We start from the raw sequence: 24,326 nt of genomic DNA on the forward strand, positions 1-24,326 counted from the left end.
CGTAGAGGTCCTTCTGGCCGGTGTTGAGCTCGATGGGGTGGACGAGGATGGTTTTGGGAGGGAGCTCTTTGGCGACTTCGGTTTTGTTGCGGCGGAGGATGAGCGGGGCGACGCGGGCTTTGAGGGCAGCTTGTTTGTCGAGGTCGCCTTCGTTTTCGATGGGTTTGCGGAACTGTCGGTTGAACTGCTCCTGGCCGCCGAGGAATCCGGGCATGAGGAAGCGCATGAGGCTCCAAAGTTCGCCGAGGTGGTTTTCGACGGGGGTGCCGGAAAGGCAGAGTCGGTGGCGGGCGTCGAGTTCGCAGGCGGCCTTGGCGACTTTGGCGTTGGGGTTCTTGATGTACTGCGCCTCGTCGAGGATGCCGAGGTGGTAGGTGTAGGCCTTGAGTTTGTCGATATCGCGCTGGAGGAGGGCGAAGGATGTTAAAATGACGTCGGCGTGGGGGATGGAGCGGAAGTATTTTTTCCGCTGCGGGCCATCGAGGATCAGGACGGAAAGTGCGGGAGCGAATCGTTTGATTTCGGCATACCAGTTGGGGACGACGGAGGTGGGCGCGATGACGAGAGTCGGTTTGCCTTGGGAGCGACCGCTTTCCTTTTCGGCAAGGATGTGGGTGATGGTTTGGAGGGTTTTGCCGAGGCCCATGTCGTCGGCGAGGATGCCGTTGAGGTCGTGGTTTGTTAGAAACTGGAGCCATTCGAAGCCGGCTTTCTGGTAGTCGCGGAGCTCGGCTTGGATGCCGGGCGGGGTTACTGGTTTCCGGTTATCGGTTTTCAGGTTCCCGCTGAAAGACTCGATGAGTTTGGTGAGTTTTTCCGGGGGGTGAAAGCGTTCGGGGTCGGTGTGGGAGAGGGTGGCGGCGTCGAGGGGGTGGAGTTTGAGTTTGGAGCCCTTGAAGCGACGCGGGTCGATGAGGGCGGAGAACTGCTTGAGGATCTTGCGGATGCGCTCGGCGGGGAGATTGAGGGCGCGGCCGTCGTCGAGGTGGTGAAGGAAGTTGCCTTGGGCGGGGAATTCGAGGGTGATGTCGCTGGCGCCTTGATCGAGGAGTTGGGCGAGGATCGGGAGGAGGTCGAGTTTTTCATCGCCGACATCGAAGCCGACGGAGAGGTGGAACCAGCCGCTGCCGTCGTCTTCGAGGACGTATTTGAATGCGTCGGGGTCGAGATCGATGACTTCGTGGCCGATGTTGTCATCGAAAGTGACGGTCCAACCCGAGTCTTCGAGGATGGTGGTGCCGGTGGCGCGGAGCCAGGGCCAGTACTGGGCGAGTTCGCCGTGGGCGGGGTTGGGGAACCAGAGGGTGGAGGCGGATGGTGGATGGTGGATGGAAGATGATGGATTCTTTCCTTCCAGGGCGAGGAGGAAACGGTACTGGGCGTGGGAGCCGAGGGAAGCGAGGCCTGCTTGTTGAAGTTGGAGGATGGCATTGGTTTCCGCGGCGGTGTCGCGGAGCAGGATGGAGCCATCGGGAAGCGGGTGTTCGCGGAGTCCGGGTTTGCCACCGAGCGGAGTACGATGTTTGCCGTAGATGGCGTAGGGACGGGCGACGACCCATTCGCCGAGGTCGGGGATCTTGAGGGCCTGGAGAAGGAGGCGGACGACTTTGGATTCGGTGGGCTCGCGGGTGATTTGGAGTTCGAAGGTGGGGGTGAGGTTCTCAAGGCGGTCTGGACCGCTGGGGTTCATGACCGGGACGGTCATGCCACTGGGGGAGGCGTTTGCTGACGAAAGGGGCGGGACGCCCCCGCTCCCCTGTATCAAGTCGCGGAGTTTGGTGGGTTTGGTGGCGACGATGAGGAGGGCGGCGGCGTGGGGGCAGTAGCTGCGGATTTCGCAGGTGCATTGGCTTTCGAAGGTCCAGTTGGAGCCTTCCTGCCAGAAGATGACTTCGCAGGTTTCGCCGGCGACGTCGGCTTTGAGGGTGAACTGCTCACCTTCTTCCCATGCGCTGCGGAGGGCGCGGACTTTGCCTTTCAGTTTGGTGCCGATCATGACGACTTCGTCTTCGAAGCGATCCAGCAGGGATTCGCTTTCGAGGTGGGGTCGGATGTCGGGGTGGTCGGCCACAGGCGTGACATTGAAGAACGGACCGGGCGAGGCGTCGAGCGTTGGGATTTCGTCAAATCGGACGAGCTTGTCATTCCGCAGCTTGACCTCGTGGGTGCACCGCTCTCTTCTGCCAGTCCGCCTGCATGAACCGCCTCTCTCCATTTCAATCACTGCTGCGCGAGGGGAAGCAGACGGGGCGGCTGGCCTTGCCGCTGGTGGTTGGCCAGCTGAGTCACATGCTGATGGGGGTGGTCGATACGGTGATGATCGGCCGTGTGGGGGTGACCGAGCTGGCGGCTTCGGCATTTGCCAACACCCTGATCTACATTCCGATGATGATCGGGATTGGGATGACGATGGCGGTGTCGATTCGTGTGTCCCAGGCGCGGGGTGCGCAGAATCCCCAAGCGGCGCGGGCGGCACTGCGTCATGGTCTGCAGATTGCTTTGGCGTTGGGACTGATCACGGTGGTGGCGGCCTTTGTTTCCGTTCCCTATCTCCGAATTTTTCGTCAGCCGCAGGAAGTGCTGGCCGAGATGCCGAACTATTTTCTGTGGCTTTCGTTGTCGATGATTCCGGCGATGATGTCGATGGCGGTGAAGAATCATGCCGATGCGATGAATCGGCCGTGGCCTGTGTTCTGGATCACTCTCGGGAGCGTGTTGCTGAATGCGGGTTTCAACTGGATCTTTATCTTCGGCAATCTGGGTGCGCCGGCGATGGGCTTGGACGGGGCGGGCGTGGCGACTCTGCTGGCGCGGAGCTTTGGCTTTGTTGGCCTGATCGTGTGGTGTGTGAAAGGGCAGGAGCTGCGGGAGTGGGTGCCGCTGCGCTGGTTCCGGGCCCCGAATTGGGCGGAGGTGAAGGACCTCGTGCAGGTCGGTTTTCCGGCCAGTGTGCATCTCTTGGCGGAAGTCGGAGGCTTCGTGGCAGCGGCCCTGATCATTGGGACCTTGGGGGAGACGGCGCTGGCTTCCCACCAGGTGGCCATCACCTGTGCGGGCACGGCCTTCATGGTGCCGCTCGGCATTTCGATGGCTCTAACAGTGCGGATGGGGGAAGCCTTCGGTGCGAAGAATTTTGAGGAACTCAGGCCGATCTACATCAGCGGAGTTTCGCTGGCGATGATCTTCACCTGCTTCAGTGCTTCGGCGTTCCTGTTCTTCAACCAAGAGATCGCCGCTTGGTTTGTCAGTGACCCGGAGACGCGTAAGGTGGCCGCTGGCTTGCTGCTGATCGGCGCCGCTTTTCAGTTGAGCGACATGCTCCAAATTGTCTCGGTCGGTTCGCTGCGTGGGCTGAACGACGTCAAGATACCTGCTTTCATTGCCGTGTGCGCTTTCTGGTCGACGGTCCCGCTTGGCTGGTACCTGGCCATCCCGCGGGGGATGGGAGTGAGTGGCATGTGGTGGGGGATCACGAGCGGACTGACGCTCGCGGCGATCGCCTTGAGCGTGCGAGTTTGGCGAAAGACGGCTTTCAGCCAAACATATAAAGCATCGCCTTAATGATGGCGGCGATGATGCCGATCAGGCCGGCGGCGACCGAAGCGAAGCTAACGATGCCCCCGCGTTTTTTGACGGAAAGCGAAAGCAGCACGCCGATTATGCCGAAGATGATGGCGATGACCGCGAGGATGAGGCCAAAGGTGGCACCTTGAAAGAAGCTGGCGATGGCGGCGACAATCGCGAGGATTGAAGGAATACTGAAACTTGGTTTGGTGGCTTCGCTCATGACTTGAAATGCTTTTTCCTGTTATTCGGAGTCTCGGTTGCGTTGCCTTCGTGTCAAGTGAGCGAAACAAGAACCGGATCAAGAGGACTTCAATGGCTGAGTGCGGTCTTTGTCGTCGTGGTCCTGGGCTGGTTGTTCAAGAGCCTTGATTGGAACGAGGTGGCGGAAGGGTTCAAGCGAGCCGACTACCGATTTCTTCCGCTGTTGGTGATTCTTCTGGCACTGAATTTCCTGCTGAGAAGCTGGCGCTGGAAGTGGTTGTTGCCGGAAGGGAGAGAGATTCCTTTGAAGAGTCTTTTGGAAGCGACGGTATTTGGGTTCATGGCTTCCTTCGTGCTTCCTTTCCGGGCGGGTGAGGTGGCTCGGCCTTGGGTACTCAGTCGCTGGGAGCCGGTGAGGTTCGGGGCGGGGGTGGCGAGCATTGTCGTTGAACGGATCATGGATGCCCTTGTCGTGGTGGTGATCCTCGGGTTGAGCGTCGGTCACTGGGAGGCTCCGCCCGAATGGCTCGGCGCGGGGGCGAGCTTGTTGGGGGTGGTCGGCGGTGTGGGGATTGTTGGTTTGATTTTGGCTTACTTGTTTTCGGCGGCGTTTACGAAGTTGGGACAGAAGGTGATCTCATTGGTGTTTCGCGGAAAGTTGGAGGCGAAGCTTCATGAGTTGGTGGATGAATTTTTCACCGGCTTGAAGGCGATCCGGACCTTTGGCCAGTTGGCGGTGGTGGTGATCACTTCGATCGTGATGTGGTTGGAGCTTGCTGTCTTTTATCAAGTCGGACTGCACGCCATGGGGCTGGATCTGCCGCTATGGGCGGGGGTAACGGTGATGGTGCTGATCGCGCTCGCGGTGGCGGTGCCGGGTTTGCCGGGGTTTCTGGGGACCTTTCAGTTTGGTTGCGTGGGGGCGCTGGCGCTCTATGCGGTGGGGAAGGAGGAAGCGCTTTCGTATTCGATCGTGATGCACGTGGTTCAGGCTGTCGGGATCATCGGCGCGGGACTTTGGATTTTGAAAGCGCGCGGGTTGAGCTTGAAGGGGGCGATGGAGCGTTGACATGTTGTCAACTTAGGATGGGTGACATTCTGTCGCCCGGTGGCTAGGTGGACAGGATGTCCATCAGCCGCAGCGTTCAGGATGAACGCGCTCCGTTTGCGGCGCTCCCTTTCCTCTTGCCGTGGTGTTTTCTGCCTCTTAAGGTGTTCACATGAACTTCATGGATCGGGATGGGGGGATTCGTAAATTTGGTGAGGATTTGCCTCATTGGCAGCAGGGAATGACGATGCAGTTTGTGACGTTTCGGCTGGGCGATGCGCTGCCGTTATCGCTGATGCGGGAATGGAGGGAGGAGCGTGATCGATGGATGGTGGAGCATCCGAAGCCTTGGACGGATGAGCTGCGCGAGGAATACCATCGGCGCTTCAGCGCGAAGATCGAGGGGTGGCTTGATCGTGGGATGGGATCGTGTCTCTTTGCGGAGGCTGAGGCGCGGAAGGTGTTGGAGGATTGTCTGATGCGGTTCGAGGGTGAACGAGTGAAGCATCAAGCTTGGGTGATCATGCCGAATCATGTGCATGTGCTTTTCAGTCCGTTGGTGCCGATGGAGAAATTGATTCAGGGGTGGAAGGGCCACTCGGCTCGGCTGTTGGGGCAGGGATCGATCTGGCAACGGAATTATCGGGATACGTTGATTCGGGATGCGGGGCATTTTTCGAATGTGATGAGATACATTCGGAGGAATCCGGGGAAGGCGAAGTTGAGGGAGGGGATGTTTACGCTTTGGGAGCGTGAGGGTGAGTAGATGGACAGGATGTCCATCAGCCGCAGCGTTCAGAATGAACGCGCTCCGATGCCCGATTCATCTTCCGTGAAGAGCATGCTGATCTCTGATAAGTCTAGTAGTTCAGGGTCGGGGAGAAGCATGAGGGCGGTGGACCAGACGTCGGCGGCGGTGGCGGTGGGAGCGATGAGCCAGACGTGTTTCCAGGGGAGATTCTGTTCGTCGCCGTCGGGGTGGATGATGTGACTCCCCTGGATGCCGGTTCCGGAAGCGCTGAGGGCGGCGTTCTGGAGATCGATGCGTTGCCGGTCTTTTGCGCCGATGATTTCGATGGGCCAGACCGTTTCGCCGAAGGCGAGCTGGGTGCTGGCACCGGCGGTGAGCAGGGCGGACTCGACCTGCCAGTCGATGAGGAGTTGCTTGAGGCGATCGAGGGCGAAGCCTTTGCCGATGCCGCCGAGGTCGAGGACGCGGCCGGGGGTCTGGCAGGTGACGGCGGGTCGGTCGGGGTGGATGATGAGGCTGCCTTCAATGGCGGGTGGCGGGCCTTCGTGCTTTTCCTTGCGGTGCTCGATGCTGCGGCCGAGCGTGATGTCGAAGAGGCCGCCGGTTCTGACGTAGTAGTCGAGGGCGAGGAGCAGGCAGGCGTGGGTTTCCTCAGTGATGTAGAGGGTCTCGCCGGCCTGCATGAAGTTGATGCGGGCGATGTCGCTGTCTTCGATGTAGCGGCTGAGTTTTCCTTCGAGGCGGTCAACTTCTTCGAAGGCCTGATGGGCGAGATAGGCGGCGTGGTCGCGCTCCAGATGGCAGATCCTGAGGGTGAAGGTGGTCTTCATCGCTTCGTGTTCGAAGTGATGGGATGGTGGGAGGGAGGTCACTGGATAAGGTGTTTTAACCGCGAATGGACGCGAATGGACGCGAATTTTTCTGGGACCAGGATGGATAGGCTAAAGGCAGCTTGGGTTGCTGGTGATTGAGGTAAGGGTTTGGAGGTGTTGAAAAATCCAATCCATCCAATCCATCCTGGTCCAAACTCTAACATGAGGTGATTTCAGGGATTGGGTTGATTGACGGAGGCGTCCCAGAAGTCGCTACGGATCCAGACGATCATCGGGGTGTCGGTGCGTAGGCCGCGGGGAATGGGAACGTGGGTTTCGATCAGCGTATCGGTGAGATCCGTCATGGCGAAGATGACGGGGAGACGTTCGAGGCTGGGGGGGGCTTCGGGCCAGGCACCCATTTTGGAGTATTTGCGGAGATACCAGGGAAGCGGCCAGTATTCGCTGCCAATGATGGCGATGGGCTCCATGGGGGTGTCGGGTGATGCCTCGGCGATGGATTCGAGCCAGGGTTCGAGGGTTTCGATATCTCCGGCGGTGGGGACGTAGGCGTAGGGGTTGCGGTCGTCGGAGGCGTAGCGGCCGGTGGCCTTTCTCGCCTGAAACCAGAGGGGGATGAAAGTGAGGGCGAGGGCTCCGGCGATGATGGGCTTTTTGTTAGGGATGAGGAAAACGGCGAAGCCGGCGAGGAGGCAGACGTGGGCCCATGGGAGCAGGGCGAGCCAGGGGGTTTTGTAGGCGATGAGGCTGTAGATGAGGAAGTGGAAGGCGGCGGCGAAGGCGAGGAAGCGGATGGCGATGCGGGTGTCGTGGCGCATGCTTTTTGAAAAGAAGCTGCCGATGAAGGCGGCGAGGGCGGCGATGATCAGCGGGGTTTCGAACCACCAGAGGCCACCGGCATTTTTCGGAAGGAGAAGCGGGGTGGCGTAGTAGAAGAAGGGTTTGTCGTGGCCTTCGACGGTCTTGTAGACGAAGTAGGTGCGGAATGCATCGACGGCACCGGACCAGCGGGTGAAGTGGTCGGTGTAAAAGAACATCGAGACGGCAAGAGCAATGAGGCCGACGCTGAGGAGCGGTTTCCAGATCGTGATGATGGCGGATTTGATCGTCGGGCGATCCTTGCAGATGAAGAAGGTGAGAATGCCGGCGGCAAACCAGGCAATCATGCTGATGGCGAAGGTTTCCTTGGTGGCAAACATCAGGCCGATCCAGATGCCGGCGGGCCACCAGCATTTGCGGGCGGCGAACTGGAACAGGGCGAGCACTCCGAAGAAGGCGAGGAGTATCTCGTGGATGTACATCCGGCTGAAGTAGACGAGTAGCGGAGACATTGCCAAGGCGAGGGCGGCGAGGAGCATTGGCGGGTGGCCGAAACGTCGAACACCCAGCAGTGGCAGCAGGACGAGCAGGCAGCCGGTGATGGCGGTCACGAGGCGCAGGGGAGTCTTGTTGAGCTCGCTCCACTTTTCCTCGCCGGCGATGCGTGCGGCGATGGCGCCGAGCTCGCTGAGTATGGGGCCGTGGTAGTGGAGGGGATCAAAAATGTAGGTTCCGGCCTCGAGGCGCATGGAGGTGATTTTGGCGCCGGTGGCTTCATCGGCGTGGAAGGGACGCGATGACAAATCATCGAGTCGCAATTGGGCTCCGATGCCGAAGATTCCGAGCCAGCAGATGATGAGGAAGAGGCTTTTCATCGATTGATGGCAAAAGCTTGTGCAAGTTGGTGGGAATGCAGCACGGTCCGGGAATCATGGCGGAAGGAGATAGGGAGGCAACCACGATCCTGGTGACACCGGTTTGGAAGGATTCGGTGCGGCTGCGCGCATTCGGGCGTGAGTTGTCGCATGCCATGAGTGGGCGTGCTTCGAAAGTGAGGTGGGTGATTGCCGACGACGGGTCTGGATTCGGTGAGAAGGAGGCGCTGCAGCGGCTGTGTCGCGAGTTCGAAATGAACTACGCGCGGGTGAGTGTGCATTTTGCGGAGAAGCACTACGGCAAAGGCTCGGTGGTACGGGAGGCCTGGGCCTTGGAGCCGGAAGCGGCATGGTATGCCTTTGTGGATGCCGATGGCAGCGTGGGTGCGGGTGAGATGCTTGACCTGATTGAGAAGGCCGAGGCTTCGGGAAACTCGACCATCGCGATTCGGAAGAACACGAAGTCGACCCAGGTGGATGAGGATTTTTTGCGAAAGCTGCGGCACTATGGTTTTCTTACGGCCTGCCGCTGGATTGTCGGGGTCAAATCCGAGGATACGCAGTGCGGGGCGAAGGTGATCAAGGGCGGGGAATATCGTGTGATCGCCGAGCGTCTGCAGGAAAACGGGCTGGCCTTCGATGCCGAGTTGCTTGCCGAATTGTCGGCCGCGGGTTTTACGTGGGATGAGGTCCCGGTGAACTGGGCACGCAAGGGTGGAAGCCGGGTGCATCCATGGAGCGATGCGTGGGACATGCTGGCGGCCTTGTTCCGGATCCGTTTGAGATTGGGGAGAAGAAAGGGTTGAGCGTCGTCGTCCGGATTGTTTCATCGAGAGGAATGTCGATGCTTCAAAAAAAGCCGGGCCCTTGCGGGACCGGCTTTTGGTAAGATTGAAACGGGGCTGGGCTCAGTCTGCCTTGCCGTAGACTTCCACTTCGATGTAGTGGTTCATGTCATTGGAAGTGTTGCCGGCGCTGTAGAGGCGGACGTATTGGCCTTTGGCACCTTTGGCGTCGATGATGTGACCAAAGCGGCTTTCGACGTAGGGGCGGTCGGTTCCTTTGCCCAGACCGGAGGAGTCATCGTAGTCGTTGTTGAAGACGGTGGTAACGCCGGTCGCGAATTCCGGGTCATCGGAGATTTGAACGATGACGTCATTGTAGGCGCGCTTCTGGGAGTGGAAATGCCAGACCCAGATGGCGTTGATGGTGGCGCTGGCTCCGAGGTCGATCTGGACCCACTGGGTGCCGTCGAGGATTTCGACGAAGTAGCCTTCGCCGGCTTCCTTGTCGCCGTCGGTGATCAGATCAAGCTCGCCGATGAGCGGGAGATCGTCGCTTGCGGTGACGGGCTTGCCTGCGGAAAGGAGCTCGGTTCCCTCCGGAACGAGGAACTCGGGAGCGGCGCTTGGTGCTGGAAGAAGGTTGGGGACCTTCATCGCGGTGGGAGTGCCCTCGATCAGTTCGGGTGGCAGTTCGCTGACGAGAAGGACGCCGCCGACTGTTCCGCCAGCTGCACTGCTGCCCGCATCAGCGGCGGGTGCGGCGTCGGAAGGGGCCGCGCCGTCTTCGGACTTGCAGCTTGAGATGATCAGGGCGGCTGGAATGCCGACGAGTGTGAGGATGGTGGATGCTTTCATGTGGAGATGAGGATTCTACTAGGTGTTGGCGAAGGGGTTGTCGACCCTTGACCCAATTAGACGGAGAGTTGTTCGGGCGTGAATTCGATGAGTCGTTTCTCGAGGGCGGAAGGATTGACCCAATAGATGGGGGCCTCGCTTTCGAAAGCGTGACGGGCGTCGCAGGCGAGAGTGGCTTCGCCACGGATGGCGGCGAAGAAGTTTTCGAGGTGCGGTTGGTGGGCGGGCTTGTTGAAGCCACCCGGCAGGTCGAATTCTTCGGGTGCTGCGGAGGCGTATGAGGCGACGGCATCGGCCGAAGGCTCAGGTTTTGGTGGAGCGGGCTTTTTCTTGAGGTAGCCCCGCTTGACCAGGTCGTCCCATGAAGGGGCGCCATCCTCGCGATAGATGGCGGTATTCGAAGCGATTTCCGAAACCTTGATGGTGGCTTCGGTGCCCATGAAGCTTTCCCAGAAGCCGCCACCGGCACTGGTGGTGGTGAGCACCTGATAGAAGGCGCGGACTTCACCTTGGGGAGTGTCGAAGTCAAAGATGCACATGACGTTGTCGAAATGCTCACGATCCTTGAAGTAGGCATTGCCACCGGAGGCGAAGACGGATTTCGGCTGGGTGCCAAGGAACCAGCCGAAGATATCGATCTGGTGGGCGCCGAGGTCGGAGATGGGGCCACCCGAGAGGTCGCGGTAGGTGCGCCAGTTCAGGAACTGGTGCATGTTTTCAAAGCCGTATTTGTTGAGGATTTCGTCTTCGACGATGATGCCCTTGGCGAGCTTCTCACCGCCGATGTCCTGAGAGGCGCCCAGCGAGCGGTTCCACTGGGCATTGATGTTGGTCAGCTGACCGCAGATCTTGTTGCCGTTGATCAGTTGATCGAAGATGTAGCGATAGCGTGGATTGCTTCGGCGTTGGTGTCCGATCTGGCAGAGTTTACCGGAAGCCTCTGCCGCGATGACCATGGCCCGTGCGCCATCGAGGGTGTTGGACATCATCTTCTCGCAGTAGACATTCAGGCCGGCTTCGAGGCATTTGACGGTGTGCGGTGAGTGCCAGAAGTCGGGGGTCGCGATGATTGCGGCATCGAGATCGGTCTCGGTGGCGAGCATTTCGTCGACGTCCACATAGCCTTTTGGAACGCTTCCCTGGAGGGCGCGGACCTGGTTCATGCCCTTTTTGCGGTTCCAGTTCGAGATGTCGCAGACGGCTTGGAAATGGAGGCCGGGAATGTTCCGCAGGCAGTTGAAGAGGACTTCGCCCTGCTTACCGAAGCCGATGAGGGCGACGTTGAGGGTGTCTTCTGAACTTGGGTCGGCGGCCTTGAGAAGGCCGGGAGCACCGAGCACCATTCCGGCACCGGCGGCCCGGGTAAGGAAGCTGCGGCGGCTTTGATTGGATGGATCTTGGCTCATGGTCGTAGCAGTTTGGTTCTACCACTTCTTGAGGATGCAGAAGCGGTTGTGGCGGTGAAGGGCGAGGGCGGCGATGATGATCAGCATGTGAGTGCCGAGCCATGCGACGCCGGCCTGCCCTGGGGTTCCTACAAGAATAAGCCCCCAGGTGAGACTAATATAGAGTAGGCCGAGCGCAAATAGAGAGGTGCGGCTGGCGACTCCCAGAAAAATGGTGAGGCCCAGAATGATCAGTGCGGGGCCAAGCACGGCATTGTAGATCGGAAGCATGAACCCGGGGATCATCGGCTGATCCGAAAAGGTCGCCTCCATCGCATCCGGGATACCCTTGTAGGCATCGAGCTTGTAGGCTTTGACGGTTACCGTTTCCATCAGTCCAAATTCGTTCGGCTCGCCATCGACAAGTGTCAATCGCTCGATTTGGGTGGTGGTGGCAAATTTCTCGACTCCGGTCTGGACGGCACGCGCTGCGAGCCAGACTCGTGCCAGCAGGGCGGCGTAGGTGAGGGCGAGGGTGTCGGGTTTCTCGGAAGAATTCATGTTGGTAGAGGCAGCTTGGTGTGGGGAGCGAATGTTACGCGGTGACGCCGCCACTCTTTCCTAAATGTCCGCCAAAATACACAAGTTTACCGTGATTTTGCGACATGTTTTGTAGGGAGCCTCAGGATTGATGGAATTGTGCGGTTCAGCATGCCTTTTTTCCCTCGAAACGGGGAGGGTCAGTGGGGAATTCTTCTGCCTATTCCAGGGCGTTTTCGATCGCGGCGACGACTTCGGGGCTCTCCGGAGTCTGTTTCGGCTCGAAGCGGGCGATCGGTTCGCCATTTTTGCCGATGAGGAACTTGCCGAAGTTCCATTTCACGTCTCCTGGGAAAGCACCCTCGGGCCCGGTCAGGGCGGTGTAGAGGGGGTGCTGACTCTCTCCTTTGACGTGAATTTTGGCCATCAGGGGAAAGCTGACGTCGAACTTCGTCTTGCAGAATTTCTGGATCTCCTTGGCGGTGCCGGGTTCCTGGCCGTTGAAGTCATTGCAGGGGAAGGCGATGACCACGAAGTCCTTGGATTTGTATTTCTGGTAGAGGCTTTCCAGTCCCTCATATTGCTTGGTCAGGCCGCATTTTGACGCGGTGTTCACGACAAGCACCACCTTGCCTTGATAGTCGGCAAGCGAACTGTCCTCGTCCTTGATGGTCTTGAACGGGATCTCGGTGAGATCGGCCGCGGCGGCGATGAGAGTTGTGGCGCTGAAGAGGGTGCAGAGAAGTTTCATTCTCCGCAGACTAGAAGAGATTCCCCGCTCTGCAAGTGGAGAGGTCGCTGGGTCTGGCAGGCAGTTCCGCCCTGACAGCGGATCGAAGGCCGGATTCTTCTGCCGACGAAAAAGCCGCTCTCCCTTTCGGAAGAACGGCTTGGAAAAAATCGGAGTAGGGCTTACTCCGCAGTCTCGCCGTTTCTGGCGGTTTCCTTGGAGTGGACCTTGTCGAGGCTGGCCTGAAGTTGGGCGATCTCGGATTCACGCTTTTTGAGCGCTTCCCTTAAGGTTTGCTTCTCTTCTTCGATGGCTCGGATCTGTTGCTTGGTCTGCTTGAGCCGCTCGGTGGTCAGCCCGGAAATCTTGCGCAGCTCCTGGGTGTCGCTTTCGAGGGCCATCATGGCGGCGTTCGACTTGCTGAGCTCTTCGCGGAGTTTGGTGATCTCTGTTTTGCTGGATTGATCCATGGCCGAGAGGGCGTCCTTGCTGCGAGTTGCTTCGGTGCGGAGTGCCGCGATCTGCTTTTGCTGCTCGGAGGCGGTGGCACTGACGGACTTGGCCTTCGTTTCGGCATCCTTCAGGGCTTTGGCCTGTTTTCCGATGTTCTGAACCAAGTCGGCTTTCTCGCGGCGCAGGGCGTCGAGGTCGGTATTGGCGCTTTGCAGCTTGGCGCCGAGCTGGCTGGCATTCTCGGTGGCCGCCTTGCGGGCCGCTTCGACGCTGGCGAGCTGTTGCTGCGCTTGGTCACGTGCCAAGTTGGCTTCCGCCAATGATTTGGCCATGTTGGAGTGCTCGTGCTGGAGCCTTGCAGCGACCTTCTCGAGCATCGCCGAGTCCTGGATCGCTTCCTGGCTGTCTGCTTTGGCGGCGCTGAGCGCGTAAGTGTTTTCCTTGAGCTGGGCGGTGAGCTTGAGGTTGTTCTTTTCGAGATCGGCCACGGTATTGCCGAGAATGGCATTTTCACGCTGGGTGGCGCTCAGCTGCTCGCGGACATCCGCATGCTGCTTGCGCTCGTTGGCGAGCAGTTGGCTGGTATCGCGAAGGTTCTTCTTGAGCTTGCCATTTTCGGCAATGAGGTTGGCGTTTTGCTTGCGCAGAGCGACCCGTTCGGCAGGTGCTTCAAGCTCACCGCGGACTTGAGCGATGTCACCTTTCAGAGAAGCAAACTCTTCAAGCGTGTTGGCCATCTGGTCGCGGAACTTGGCGAGGTTTGCGTGAGCCTCTTCTCCGGCCGCCAGCTTTTTGGCAAGTTTTTCGGACTCATTCTTCCAGTTTGCCTCGCTCTTCTGAGTGGCGGCAAGTTGCCTTTTCAGGTCGGCAAGTTCGCGTTGGGTTTCGGCGTGGGCTTTGCGACGCGCATCGAGTTCTTCGAGGGCAAGCTTGCGCTGGTTTTCTGCTTCGACGACTTGCAGACGAGAATCTTCCAGCACTTTGGCGAGGGAATCAAAGCTGGCATCAAGGAGTTTCGTGGTTTTATCGGCCTTGACCGTGGTAACCGCCGGAGCGGAGGAATCTTCGCCTCGGAGGGCGGGGGTCATCGCAACAGCGAGCCCGAGTAGCAGTGCTTTCGTAGATGGTTTCATCATGACTTTGATAGGGTTGGGGAATTCCGCCTATGAATAGGCCTGAAATCGCTCTCCGAAAAGTAATAATTCGGATAACTTGATAAGAAACGCGGGCATGATGCATCATGTTTCAGCAGACTGTCTTTGGAGGGTTATTATTTTATTCCTGAAGGCTGCGTGGGTGTGCGGAGGGGGGCGGGAATCATAAGAATTCATCACAACTTTTCCGGTCAGGCAGGATGAGTTTTTAAAAAATACCTAATGGATGGCGTGATTCGGGGAGCGTGAGGGCAGATTTTCAGTTTAAGGTTTTCGGGTATCAATCCAGTGAATGCCTGATGTCCTCCTTGGCGCTTCGTCGATCCACCCGAGGGAATATTGGAATTGGCTCGTTTGCGATTTTGGTTCTAGGAGATGGCATGTCGCCATGCAGCATTCCCGACGACAACGACCGCGTGCGGCGGGTTGCCAGTTTTGAGGAGTTGCTTGCGACTCCATTCAAGGACGGAGTCAATGCCCTCTGCTGGGAGCGGAATCTGGCTGGGGACTTCGGCGAGGTTTTGGGAAAACTGGATTTGGAGGGGGGAATCAACCCGCTCGATGAGGAGATCTTGAGCACGCTCGACTTGAGCCCAGAGGGAAAGTTGGCGCTTGATGCGATGCTCGGAGATTTGGAGCGATTGAGCTCACTCGGTTTGGCACCCGAGCTGAATGGGGTGATCGGCCATACACGCGACGAGGATCCGGGTCTGCTGAGAACGGATGTGTATTCCTTTCACGCCGACCGGGCGACGGCCGAGGCGGACACCTGGCTGTGCACCTACCTTGGTCCTTCGAGCGAGGGTTTGCGGAATGAGCGCGCACTTCGCCACGTCGATGATCCCGAGAAGAGACTGGCTCTTCTGAAGGATTATGGAGGTGGTGACGATGCGGGCTTCCGAAGGTATCTGGCAGACCATTGCTATGACCTCCACTACGCGGCGCTTCCCGGTGCCAAGGTATTCTCGTTTGGCCTCGGCAGCTTGTGGCGAATCGCGGTCGATTATCCGGGCTGTCCGGTGCCTCCCTGCATTCATCGAGCCCCGAACAGTTTACCGGGCGATCTTCCGCGCCTGATGTTGATCGCTTGAATGCCGGGCAGTCGGTGCACGCCCCCAAGGGCCGGGATGGCTACTTCCTCTCCGCGAGATATTGGTCAAGAAAGCGTCTGTAAGGCTTCATGCTAACTGCCGAAGCGACCCAGTGTCCACCCCCTTCCGTTTCCTCAAGGAGTCCAACCACGTAGCCGCTGTAGTCTCTCGCGTAGTCGTTGTCGGCGTGGGTCTTCCAATCATAAGTGACCCCGAACTTTTTGCGCACGACGTCCTCACTGATATCGGATTCCTCCGCGACAAAGATACCCGTTTGGGATCCGCTTCTTCCCAGCCAGATGATGACCAGTTTGTAGGGCCGTTCGTGCGAATTCTCGAGGGTGACATCGATTCCTCGGATATCGAAATTGTATTTTCCTCCATCTCCCGTGGCTTTGGAGGTTCGGACTTCCAGTTCCGGCTCGGGATGGACATCCGCATCGGCCACATAGGCCTGATCCTCTTCGGAAAGTTTCTTCAGAGGCAGCTTCGCGCGTTTACCATTCTTGAGCAGCACTTCCGCATGAAGGTCATCCTTGCCGACAAGCGTGCCCGTGAGAGTTCTTCCCTGCGAATCCGTCCATTCCCGGCTTTTCTCCGCTCCATGAACCGAGGGCAGAAGAAGAAGGAGGAGCAGCAGTAGAAGTTTCATGGCTTTCAAGCTAGGTGATTCGAATTGCCTCCGTCAATGCCGCGCTTGATTTCAGGCGTCCGAACCGCTTTCTGAAAGCGATTTGGTGGCTACTGTTAGGGTGTCATTGCTTGGGCCGGGGCTTGTCAGCTCATGAGGAAACTGGGAGCTTGGAGCATGGCAATTTTCGGAGCAGTAGAAGCATTGAGGGATCAGTGGCCGCAAGGTGGCCGTTGGGAAGCGGCGCATGGGCTCGTCTCGCGTTATCTCACCGACGGAAGCGAAGAAAGACTTGGGGCCTTCTCGCGGAAGGAGGGAGAGTCTGTAAAAATCGAGATCTCCGATGGGATCTTTCTGATAGAAGAGGCTTACCGGACAAAGGAGCCAGCGGAGGTTCGTTGGGAAGCCCACCGTGAATGGGCCGACGTGCAACTCATTCTTGCAGGAGAAGAACGCATGGATGTGGCAAAGACCGCGAGCCTGAAGTTGGAGGAAGACCTGTCCCCGCAGCGGGACATGCTCTACTTCGGGGATTTTGACGGTGGATCACGCTTGTGCTTCGAGGCGGGAGATGTGGCGATTTTCCTGCCGTCGGACGGCCACCGGCCGGGTCTTCATGTCGGGTTTTCGGAGTTTGTTAGAAAAGTCGTGATCAAAGTCCGGCTCTGATGGTTTGGACTACATCAGAGCCGGAGTTGAGCGGATGGGCTTCACCAAATGGCGGGTCTGGACCACCCGCATTCGACTTGGTGAGCTCTACAGCCAGTTCTGAATGATCCACCAGTAGACCGGGATCCCGAGGACGATGTTCAGGGGGAAGGTGATGCCCATGCTCATCGTGAGGTATTTGGCCGGATTCGATTGAGGCAGCGTGTCCTTGAGGATCGCCGGGGCCACGATGTAGGAGGATGAGGCGCAGAGGATGGTGAGCAGCAAGGCATCACCGGCCTCGAAGCCGAACAGCTTGCAGAGGAGCAGCGCGACCGCTCCGTTGAAGACCGGAGCAAGAATGGCGAAGGCAATGAGCACGGGTGGGAAGGCATCCATCTCCTTGAACTTTTTTCCGACCAGGGTGCCCATGTAGAGCAGGAAGAACACCAGCATCCCAGTGAACATGTCACCACCGATGAAGCTCGAGAGCGGCGACTTCTCGTTGCCCAGCGCCGTCAGCAGGTAGCCGATGACCATGCTCCCCACCAGCACCAGCAAGGTGCCATCCGTCAGCGCCTCCTTCATCACAAGCCGGGTCGATTTCTTCGCCTGACCCTTGAGCGCCATCTGGGCCATGACCACGGCAAGGATGATCGCGGGTGTTTCCATGACGACCAGTGCGACGGTCATGTAGCCCTCGTAGCCGACTCCGAGGGAAGTCAGGAAACCCGCCGCCGTGATATAGGTTAGAGTACTATTGGAGCCGTAGGTCGCGCCGATGGCTGCGGCATCGGCGACACCGAGTTTCTTCCGTAGAAGGAAGTAGGAGTAGATCGGCACCACGGCGCTCATGACGAGGATGATCCCGATGATCATGATGCCGTCACCAAAGAGGCTCGAGTGGTAGAGGCTGACACCTCCCTTGAAGCCGATGGAGAGCATCAGGTAGAGGCTGACGAATTTCACGATCGGATCCGGGATCGAGAGATTCGAGTTCAGCATGATGGCGACGAAGCCAAGAATGAAGAAGAGCACTCCTGGATTGAGGATGGCGGTAAGGATGTCCATGTCGTTTGTGGGGTATTGGCTTGAGATCAGGCGCTTCCGATTTCTGAAAGCGGGGGGATCCTAGACCCAATCAGTCTGTTCTTTCCAATAGATGTTTCTTGGGATATCGTTCGGTTTTTAAGAACGATAGATGAGCTTCCTGAACTACCACCACCTCCGCTATTTCCGTGCGATCGCCCATGAGGGGACGCTTACCGGTGCCGCCCACAACCTTGGCGTATCCCAATCGGCGATCAGTGCGCAGCTTAAGCAACTGGAGGAAAGCCTCGGCCAGGCTCTCTTTCTGAGGGAGAAGAAGTCCTTGGTTTTGACGGAGGCGGGTCGGATCGCCTTGCAGTATGCGGAGACGATCTTCAAGTCTGGGGAAGAGTTGGTAAGTGTGCTCGAAAGTCGGCCGAATGCAAAGCGACAGGTGCTCAGGGTGGGCTGTGTTTCGACGCTGTCCCGGAACTTCCAGTTGTCCTGCCTGCAGCCCTTCATCGGTCGTGCCGATGTGGAGTTGGTTCTACGATCGGGAAACCTCAGTGAACTCTTGTCCCAACTCAAATCCCACACTCTTGATATCGTCCTTTCCAACCTACCGGTTCGTCGGGATGTCGACAGCAAGCTAAGCAGCCATCTTCTTGAGCAACAGCCTGTCTCACTTGTTGGAAAGAAGCTTGGTCGTGGGAAGAAGTTTTCCTTTCCCGGTGATCTGGCGACGACGCCCTTGTTGCTTCCTTCTCTCGACAGCCACCTGCGCGCGGCTTTCGATCTGGTCCTGGAGCGCCACCGGATCCACCCGGTGATCGCGGCCGAAGTGGATGATATGGCCATGCTGCGTCTGCTTGCTCGGGAAGGTGGCGGATTGACACTGGTGCCACCGGTCGTCGTTGCCGGTGAGCTGAAACGCAAACAACTTGTCGAGCATCACCGCTTTACCGACATCCATGAGAATTTTTACGCGATCTCGCCGGGTCGCCGCTTTCCAAATGTTCTCGCGGAAGCACTTCTGGCGAAGGCGAAGGAGGCATCCAGTGCGTGAGTGCGATCATTTTGGTCTGCCCCGACGGGAGGGCGCGAGTCGGTTCGGCTGTCTCTTCACGAGGTTTCGGGAAATTGCTCTTTGATGAAGTCCTGCCTTCACCTTCCCTGCTCCGAAATAGCGACCGAGAGAATCGAAACTGAGTGATGTCATCTGGAAAATCCTTGAGCTTCGGCCGATACGATCATGCCGCCTTCCTGACCTTCTTTGCCTACGCGGCAGGTTCAGTCATTGTGCCGGTCAGTTTGGTCGAACTGGCTGGAGACCTCGGGTTTTCTCTTGAAGACGGCGGGCTGACGGCGGGTGGAGCCCTTCATTTTGGGAGGACTGTGGCAATGGTGGTCGCGATGATCTTCGTGGGGTTCATCGCCGGGCAGTGGGGAACCCGGCGGACGCTTGGGTATTCGGTCTTGCTGATGACCATCGGTGTTTTCCTTTGTGCCCTGGCTCCGACCTATGGCGTCCTCTTCCTTGCACTTCTGCTGGCAGGCCTCGGCGAGGGTGTGATTGAAGGCCTCGCGACACCGTTCGTCCAGAATCTGCATCCGCAGGAGTCCGGGAGATACGTGAATGTGACACACGCCTTCTGGTCAATCGGGGTGCTCGTCACCGTGCTCATGGCGGGCTGGTTGCTGGATCTTGAGATTTCCTGGCGTGTGATCGTGGCGGTCGTTGCCGTCGTCGGTGGCGTCGCCGGCCTGATGATCCTGTGGCCTGCTTCGTCTCAGAATGCCTACCCCGAAGTGGGGAAGGGAGTGCTTTGGAGAACCACTTTTGCAAGGGCTGTGGAGATTCTTCGCTTTCCGCGTTTCTGGCTCTACTACGCGGCGATGTTTCTCGCGGGTGGCGGTGAGTTCTGTCTGACCTTCTGGAGTGCCAGTCACATTCAATTGCACTTCGCTGGTTCCCCGTTTGCGGGTGGCCTGGGGGTTGCCCTGTTCGCTTTCGCCATGGTGATTGGTCGATTCGCTTGTGGTGTTTGGGTCCCTCAGCGGCATCTAACACGAGCCATTTTGATCGCTGCCGTTTTTGGCACCGCGGTCACTCTTGGTCTGCCTTCGGCGAGCAGCCTTCCACTGTTCTACGCCTTGCTCTTCGCAGCCGGTTTGGCAACGGCTCCGTTCTGGCCGAGCATCCAGAGCGATGCCGCCGACCGCATTCCGCAAATGGATGGCACGATGCTGCTCATCCTGCTTTCGTGCGCCGGGGTGCCTGGCTGCGGTGTCTTTGCCTTTCTGATGGGATACCTCGGGAATTTTTCAGGAAGCTTGAGCAACACCTTTTATCTCGTCCCTTTCGCCTATGCGTGCATCTTCCTCCTCATCGGAGTAAGTCATCGACTTCCAAGCTTGGCTCCGAGCAATCACGGATCCGAGTGAGCCCGGGTCCATCCGAGTTTCTCCAGGTCGGGCATCTCATTCTCAAGCCAGCCATGGTGCAACTCCCTCATCTCGATAGCTTAGGCCGGGAGAGTTGTCGTTTGATGCACGGTCGTGGCGGGTGTCTTCCAGGGTTTGAGCACGTCGCCATTGATTGGTTCGCACCCACGCTGCTTGTGACTTTCCATGCGGAGAAGGAAGCCAACCATCCAATGGTAGACCAACTGATCGAGGCTGCGTCGAAGGCTTCGGAAGTCGCCGCCATTGTCGTACAGGAACGGCACCTGCGCGGTGCGCCCAAACGAACGGTCCATGGAAAGTTGCCCGATGACCCCATCGCTTGCGAGTCGGGGCTCCGCTATCATCTCAATCTCCATCGCAATCAGAACCACGGCTTCTTTCTCGATATGAAACCGGGGCGTGATTGGATCCGGGAAAATGCTTCGGGCAGACGGGTTCTGAACTTGTTCGCCTATACCTGTTCGCTCTCGGTCGCGGCTATCGCAGGTGGGGCAGAGTCGGTGATTAATCTCGATATGGCGAGTAGCGCTCTGGCAAGCGGGAGAGAAAATCACCGCCTCAATTTCGACTCCGAGAGGTGTCGCCGTGCCAGCTACCACGCTCACGATTTGTTCAAGTCATGGGGGAAACTCAAACGGGGTGCTCCGTACGATATCATCGTCATCGATCCTCCATCCAACCAGCCGGGAAGCTTCGTTGCCGAGAAGGACTACGGGAAGGTTCTCCGCCGCCTTCCCGAGCTCACCCACTCAGAAACGCGGATCCTCTCCTGCCTGAACGCTCCTCATCTCAACGAAGCATTTCTCACCGATCAGCTCCCCGGCTATCGGCTCGAACTTCGTCTCCCCAGGGCGAATGGCTTTGAGGACCTTCATCAGGAAAGTGCCCTGAAGTGCATGATCTTTATTCCACCCGCATGAGCCTCAAGAAAAGCGCTCGTCAGGAAGATGAAACGGCCCTTGCTCTGCGGGATGGTGGGACTGCACCCGCTGGCATGCGCAGCAAGGTCTGAGGCATTTCGACCAAGGACCGCCTCTGCCTAACGGTCGTATGCGGGTAAAGCCCGGCTGTCTTGAACGCTTCAAGCAGCTTGTTCGTCCCGAAACGGATGGAGTAGTCCAGCTCCGTGCGGGTCACGCCATGAATTCGGAATATGCCGCACGGCCGGTCACCCACTGAAGTCTTGGCGAATTCCTCGACAAGCAAGCCGGCCATGGGGAAGTCCGATCCGAAAGCTTCGCACAAGTCGATGGCATGGCCATCTTCGAACGCCGTATTGAACGACATTCTTCCGATCTGGGTAAGAACCTCCCTGGCCCATGATTGATCATCACAGGAAATCATGAATTCATAGTTGCCCAAGCCAGCCAGTCGTTGCTCATCCCTCGTTGCCAGTTCGCAGGTGATGTAGGTAACAAAACCACTTCGATCGCGGCCGACCGATGAAAGCCGGATCATTCCGCTACGATCAAAACCGACAAAGGGCACGATGTCGGTATCGTCGATCGGGCCAATACGCTCGTGGATCGAGCGAAAGAGTTCCGCGTAAAATGACTCATCCTTCATGGGGTTGGGGGGAAAGGTGAATGGGTAAAGATTCGAAACGGCGTAAACGAGGGATGCCAGCCTGGCTCCGCATGAATGCCTGTCGTCCGTGAGTCAGGCAAATGCCGGGGATAAGTGTTTGGAAGGCTGATTTTGGGAATGTGAGAACTGTTGTCGATAGTAGATAAATTTTAGATTGTATTCATTATCTCTTACTTTCATGGAAGACGTATAATCTGATTTGCCGATCTTTTTGCAGTATTGCCGTTCGGGTTGCGGGCGATGCGCTGGCTTGACAGGTGAGGAGTGACAGGATTGTTCATGCGTGATGCTTAAGCTATCGTTGCAGCTTGGATCACTGATGATTTTCTCCGCCCTTTGTTCCTGTGTGTCCGCGCCTCCAACCTGGTCGGAGGGTCAGAAAGCGGCACTCTCATCGGTTGCGATTGAAAATCCGGTGACTGAGCGGGGTGCTTACACGGATCCGGTTGGGAATGAAGAAGCAGAAGCCCCATTGCTCATCGTGGGAGGAGGGAGCTTCGCTGCCGGTGCGGCGGTGAATGCAGGAGCGCAATTGATCGCAGAGGGGATCATTGAGGCTCAGAGTTCTGACTTTGAAGAGAAGTACGGTGCTTCCTTTGGTCAGATTCGGAGCATCACACCAAACGATGTCGGGGCGTCTATTTCGAATGCGTTGAAGAAGCGCCTGAACCAGCATTCCTTCTTTCGTTCCCGTCTTTCATCTTCTTCACCCAATGGAATTTCACTGAAAATCACGCGTTACGGGCTTGTGCGTTGCGGCAAGCGTGATGGAGAGGTTCTCGTTAGTCCGTCCATCTATGGGACTTGGAAGCTTTCCGCCTCGGGAAAGATTCTAGCCGAAGGGAGGATCGCCGCAGCAAGTCCGCTGGAGCAGCGGACCGTGACCGAGTTTGCTGCCAGTCCATTGAGTCTGCGGAAGGGGTATGCCGAAGCGGCCGATCGCGCTGCGCAGGCGATTGTTTCAAATCTTGATGATAAGCTCGGCTCAGTCTGGAACCTTGATCGAGGCAAGGAACCCGTGCCTGAAAGAAGCGGATACGCCAAGGCAAGCGGTGGTCCTCCGGAGCGGTTGGCCGACTTCAAGGGCCCCCAAGAGGTCAAAGCGATGTATGCGTTCGAACGCAACTTCAATGCATTCACGGTCCGGCCGACCCAGGCCTATACGATCTCCGATCACAAGCTACTGATCGCATCGACAGCCAATGGTGGTGTCATTTTGGTCATGGCGAAGCCCGGATTGGTTACGGGAAGCAAAATTGCTCTGGGTGATGCGTCCTATCATGCGGTGAGAGTGGCGCTCGAGCAAGGTGGTGTCCGCATTGCACAGCAACGAGCACTGAAGTACTTTGGGGCAAACGTGGGCTACATCCTCGAACTCACAGGAGACGGGGAGGCGGAGCTGGCGTCCTTCAAGAGTTGATCGAATGGTAGGGTAGGTGCGAGTGCCTATCCGGCAAGGACACCAAGGATTGCAATTCACAGAGGCATCATACTGGTTGCCCAGCCGTCTGGCCGGAGCGGCGTTGGCGGTGTTTGGACTGAGACGATTTTGGAAATTATCGGCCGCTACACCACGGTCGAGGGTGCCTTGTAAACTTCGGCACTCTTCATCCTTGAAGGGACCTTGTCATTCAAGCTCCTTCAATTGAAGATTCAGCGTAGGGAGCTTCGTGATGGCGATCCCCCCGATGGCTCCCGAAATGAAAAGTGAGGTCAGCAAGATCTTCCACCTTTGCTTGACGAGCACTTGAAAAAGGCTGTCTCGGAGGCTTTTCCTTCCGACCGGGGATCAGTTGATGATGCCATGATCGTAAAGGGACAGAAACCTGAAAACTGCTGACACCTGAAAATCTGGACACCAAAAAATCGGAGGAGGGGTGCCTATTGCGGCATCTTAGCCATCGCGTCTCCTGCGCCGCAGTCCGATACCTGCTAGACCCATGCCAAGCAGGATCGCCTGAGTCGGTTCGGGGACCGGGGTGGCAATGACTTCGAGAGGAATCCCCTCGGGGAAGGCAGGATCGCCAACGGCGGCGAACACCCCATTGAATTCATCTTGGACGCCGGCTTCGGCGTAGGCCTTGAGATCGTAGGCGAGGGTGAAGGATTGACCTGAATTGAAGGTTCCGAGGGACGCCGAGGCATCAAAGGAGGCGAAAAAGGCGTTGTTGGCATCGACGAAGCCAGGTGGATTCAGAACAGGGTCGTACGTCAGGCCACTGGTATCCAGATGGATGAAGGCCGAATACACCGAGACATCATTGACAGAAATGTTCAGGGTTAATGCGGCGAAGTCTCCGGCATTGCCGGCGATGCCGACACGGGGGTTGCTGACATGAAAGATATACCGGTAATCGACCAGGGTCCCGGTATTGTTGGTGATCGTGTCTTCCCATCGGGCGGTGGCAATGGCAGTTTCCACACCTGATGGCGTTGGAAAAGGAGGTGGAGGGTCAACGGTCAAGAATGGCGCGATGTCGACCGGATTTGTGTTGGCACTCACGTTCAGGATGCCACCTGCGTTCGAGTAGGCAGAGGCGTCGACAGTCGAGGAAATGGCCGTCGTCGAATCGCTGTCCGAATCACTACCGTCCTGAACGCCCGCTGAGTAATGAGCAGCGCTGGTCGACACGGTGACGCCTTGGACGGAAGCTGTAAAAGAGATAAGGAAAATTGAAGCGATAGCAGATCGAAACATATCCAACGCAGATATTTTGAAGCCTTTCACAAGATTGGGTAGGTGTTTGGCCGCTTAGTTTCAACTTTGAAGCGCGACAGGAGATATGCCGTAGTAGATTTCGTTTGGAGTCTTGAATCCAAGGCGTTTTCGGGGTCGGTTGTTCAACTTCTCAGCAATTCTTGTGCACTCGCGTTGTGA

At 57.7% G+C, this 24,326-nt stretch carries 23 protein-coding genes and 1 pseudogene; 10 read left to right on the top strand and 14 right to left on the bottom strand.

All coding sequences use genetic code 11. The features are described from left to right. Positions 1 to 2,071: DEAD/DEAH box helicase (locus tag WBG04_RS11965; RefSeq protein WP_424314664.1), on the bottom strand; the 2,071-nt coding region annotated here is incomplete at its 3' end. A 125-nt stretch (positions 2,072 to 2,196) separates the two neighbouring features. On the opposite strand from WBG04_RS11965, the gene WBG04_RS11970 reads away from it, so the two are divergent. Then, on the top strand, positions 2,197 to 3,561 hold the full coding sequence (locus tag WBG04_RS11970) for an MATE family efflux transporter (protein WP_424314665.1): 1,365 nt from the start codon (positions 2,197 to 2,199) through the stop codon (positions 3,559 to 3,561). Here WBG04_RS11970 and WBG04_RS11975 read toward each other — a convergent pair. Continuing rightward, positions 3,533 to 3,787: a hypothetical protein gene (locus WBG04_RS11975; protein ID WP_424314666.1), complete on the bottom strand. Its 255-nt coding sequence runs from the start codon at positions 3,785 to 3,787 to the stop codon at positions 3,533 to 3,535. The genes WBG04_RS11970 and WBG04_RS11975 overlap by 29 nt on opposite strands. A 57-nt stretch (positions 3,788 to 3,844) precedes the next feature. On the opposite strand from WBG04_RS11975, the gene WBG04_RS11980 reads away from it, so the two are divergent. Together WBG04_RS11980 and WBG04_RS11985 are read left to right on the top strand one after the other, a co-directional pair. Then, entirely contained in the window at positions 3,845 to 4,837 is a 993-nt protein-coding gene (locus WBG04_RS11980; protein ID WP_424314667.1) for a lysylphosphatidylglycerol synthase transmembrane domain-containing protein, read from the top strand. 151 nt (positions 4,838 to 4,988) lie between these two features. Beyond that, complete coding sequence (locus WBG04_RS11985) at positions 4,989 to 5,582, top strand: transposase (protein WP_424314668.1); 594 nt, start codon at positions 4,989 to 4,991, stop codon at positions 5,580 to 5,582. 29 nt (positions 5,583 to 5,611) lie between these two features. Here WBG04_RS11985 and WBG04_RS11990 read toward each other — a convergent pair whose 3' ends face one another. Together WBG04_RS11990 and WBG04_RS11995 are read right to left on the bottom strand one after the other, a co-directional pair. Then, positions 5,612 to 6,439, bottom strand: a complete 828-nt coding sequence (locus WBG04_RS11990) for an FAD:protein FMN transferase (protein WP_424314669.1) — start codon at positions 6,437 to 6,439, stop codon at positions 5,612 to 5,614. A gap of 173 nt (positions 6,440 to 6,612) precedes the next feature. Beyond that, entirely contained in the window at positions 6,613 to 8,094 is a 1,482-nt protein-coding gene (locus tag WBG04_RS11995) for a flippase activity-associated protein Agl23 (RefSeq protein ID WP_424314670.1), read from the bottom strand. Between the two features lie 56 nt (positions 8,095 to 8,150). Between WBG04_RS11995 and WBG04_RS12000 the strand changes: the two genes are divergently transcribed. Then, complete coding sequence (locus tag WBG04_RS12000; protein WP_424314671.1) at positions 8,151 to 8,900, top strand: hypothetical protein; 750 nt, start codon at positions 8,151 to 8,153, stop codon at positions 8,898 to 8,900. Positions 8,901 to 9,002: 102 nt separating this feature from the next. Here WBG04_RS12000 and WBG04_RS12005 read toward each other — a convergent pair whose 3' ends face one another. From WBG04_RS12005 to WBG04_RS12025, 5 genes are all read right to left on the bottom strand, one after another. Next, positions 9,003 to 9,734, bottom strand: a complete 732-nt coding sequence (locus WBG04_RS12005) for a hypothetical protein (protein ID WP_424314672.1) — start codon at positions 9,732 to 9,734, stop codon at positions 9,003 to 9,005. 56 nt (positions 9,735 to 9,790) lie between these two features. Next, entirely contained in the window at positions 9,791 to 11,140 is a 1,350-nt protein-coding gene (locus WBG04_RS12010; RefSeq protein WP_424314673.1) for a Gfo/Idh/MocA family protein, read from the bottom strand. Positions 11,141 to 11,158: 18 nt separating this feature from the next. Then, complete coding sequence (locus tag WBG04_RS12015; RefSeq protein ID WP_424314674.1) at positions 11,159 to 11,680, bottom strand: hypothetical protein; 522 nt, start codon at positions 11,678 to 11,680, stop codon at positions 11,159 to 11,161. Between the two features lie 199 nt (positions 11,681 to 11,879). Further along, entirely contained in the window at positions 11,880 to 12,410 is a 531-nt protein-coding gene (locus WBG04_RS12020; protein WP_424314675.1) for a glutathione peroxidase, read from the bottom strand. Between the two features lie 161 nt (positions 12,411 to 12,571). Continuing rightward, positions 12,572 to 13,978 carry a hypothetical protein gene (locus tag WBG04_RS12025; RefSeq protein ID WP_424314676.1) on the bottom strand — a complete coding sequence of 469 codons (1,407 nt, stop codon included), beginning with the start codon at positions 13,976 to 13,978 and terminating at the stop codon, positions 12,572 to 12,574. Positions 13,979 to 14,376: 398 nt separating this feature from the next. Here WBG04_RS12025 and WBG04_RS12030 point away from each other — a divergent pair, with 398 nt between their 5' ends. Beyond that, on the top strand, positions 14,377 to 15,087 hold the full coding sequence (locus tag WBG04_RS12030) for a hypothetical protein (protein ID WP_424314677.1): 711 nt from the start codon (positions 14,377 to 14,379) through the stop codon (positions 15,085 to 15,087). A 40-nt stretch (positions 15,088 to 15,127) separates the two neighbouring features. Here the strand turns inward: WBG04_RS12030 and WBG04_RS12035 are convergent, their stop codons facing one another. Beyond that, entirely contained in the window at positions 15,128 to 15,739 is a 612-nt protein-coding gene (locus WBG04_RS12035; protein WP_424314678.1) for a hypothetical protein, read from the bottom strand. A 132-nt stretch (positions 15,740 to 15,871) separates the two neighbouring features. Here WBG04_RS12035 and WBG04_RS12040 point away from each other — a divergent pair, with 132 nt between their 5' ends. Then, positions 15,872 to 16,387: a YhcH/YjgK/YiaL family protein gene (locus WBG04_RS12040; RefSeq protein WP_424314679.1), complete on the top strand. Its 516-nt coding sequence runs from the start codon at positions 15,872 to 15,874 to the stop codon at positions 16,385 to 16,387. A gap of 87 nt (positions 16,388 to 16,474) precedes the next feature. On the opposite strand, the gene WBG04_RS12045 is transcribed toward WBG04_RS12040, so the two are convergent. Next, positions 16,475 to 17,437: a sodium-dependent bicarbonate transport family permease gene (locus WBG04_RS12045; RefSeq protein ID WP_424314680.1), complete on the bottom strand. Its 963-nt coding sequence runs from the start codon at positions 17,435 to 17,437 to the stop codon at positions 16,475 to 16,477. A gap of 130 nt (positions 17,438 to 17,567) precedes the next feature. Between WBG04_RS12045 and WBG04_RS12050 the strand changes: the two genes are divergently transcribed. The 3 genes from WBG04_RS12050 to WBG04_RS12060 all read left to right on the top strand — a co-directional run bounded on the left by WBG04_RS12050 (position 17,568) and on the right by WBG04_RS12060 (position 20,781). Beyond that, complete coding sequence (locus WBG04_RS12050) at positions 17,568 to 18,461, top strand: LysR family transcriptional regulator (RefSeq protein WP_424314681.1); 894 nt, start codon at positions 17,568 to 17,570, stop codon at positions 18,459 to 18,461. A 146-nt stretch (positions 18,462 to 18,607) separates the two neighbouring features. Then, positions 18,608 to 19,840 carry an MFS transporter gene (locus WBG04_RS12055; protein WP_424314682.1) on the top strand — a complete coding sequence of 411 codons (1,233 nt, stop codon included), beginning with the start codon at positions 18,608 to 18,610 and terminating at the stop codon, positions 19,838 to 19,840. Beyond that, on the top strand, positions 19,837 to 20,781 hold the full coding sequence (locus WBG04_RS12060; protein ID WP_424314683.1) for a class I SAM-dependent methyltransferase: 945 nt from the start codon (positions 19,837 to 19,839) through the stop codon (positions 20,779 to 20,781). The genes WBG04_RS12055 and WBG04_RS12060 overlap by 4 nt, the downstream gene beginning before the upstream one ends. Positions 20,782 to 20,800: 19 nt before the next feature. Here the strand turns inward: WBG04_RS12060 and WBG04_RS12065 are convergent, their stop codons facing one another. Beyond that, positions 20,801 to 21,427: a suppressor of fused domain protein gene (locus WBG04_RS12065; RefSeq protein WP_424314684.1), complete on the bottom strand. Its 627-nt coding sequence runs from the start codon at positions 21,425 to 21,427 to the stop codon at positions 20,801 to 20,803. 307 nt (positions 21,428 to 21,734) lie between these two features. Here WBG04_RS12065 and WBG04_RS12070 point away from each other — a divergent pair, with 307 nt between their 5' ends. Then, the gene (locus tag WBG04_RS12070) at positions 21,735 to 22,868 is read left to right on the top strand and encodes a hypothetical protein (protein WP_424314685.1); all 1,134 of its coding nucleotides are present in this window, start codon (positions 21,735 to 21,737) and stop codon (positions 22,866 to 22,868) included. Positions 22,869 to 23,342: 474 nt separating this feature from the next. On the opposite strand, the gene WBG04_RS12075 is transcribed toward WBG04_RS12070, so the two are convergent. Beyond that, a complete protein-coding gene (locus WBG04_RS12075; protein WP_424314686.1) occupies positions 23,343 to 24,080 on the bottom strand; it encodes a PEP-CTERM sorting domain-containing protein in 738 nt (245 codons plus the stop codon). Positions 24,081 to 24,206: 126 nt separating this feature from the next. After that, positions 24,207 to 24,326, bottom strand: a pseudogene (locus tag WBG04_RS12080) (IS30 family transposase); the annotation flags it as partial.

This window comes from Haloferula sp. (genome assembly GCF_049672945.1).
Classification (GTDB): Bacteria; Verrucomicrobiota; Verrucomicrobiia; order Verrucomicrobiales; family Akkermansiaceae; genus Haloferula.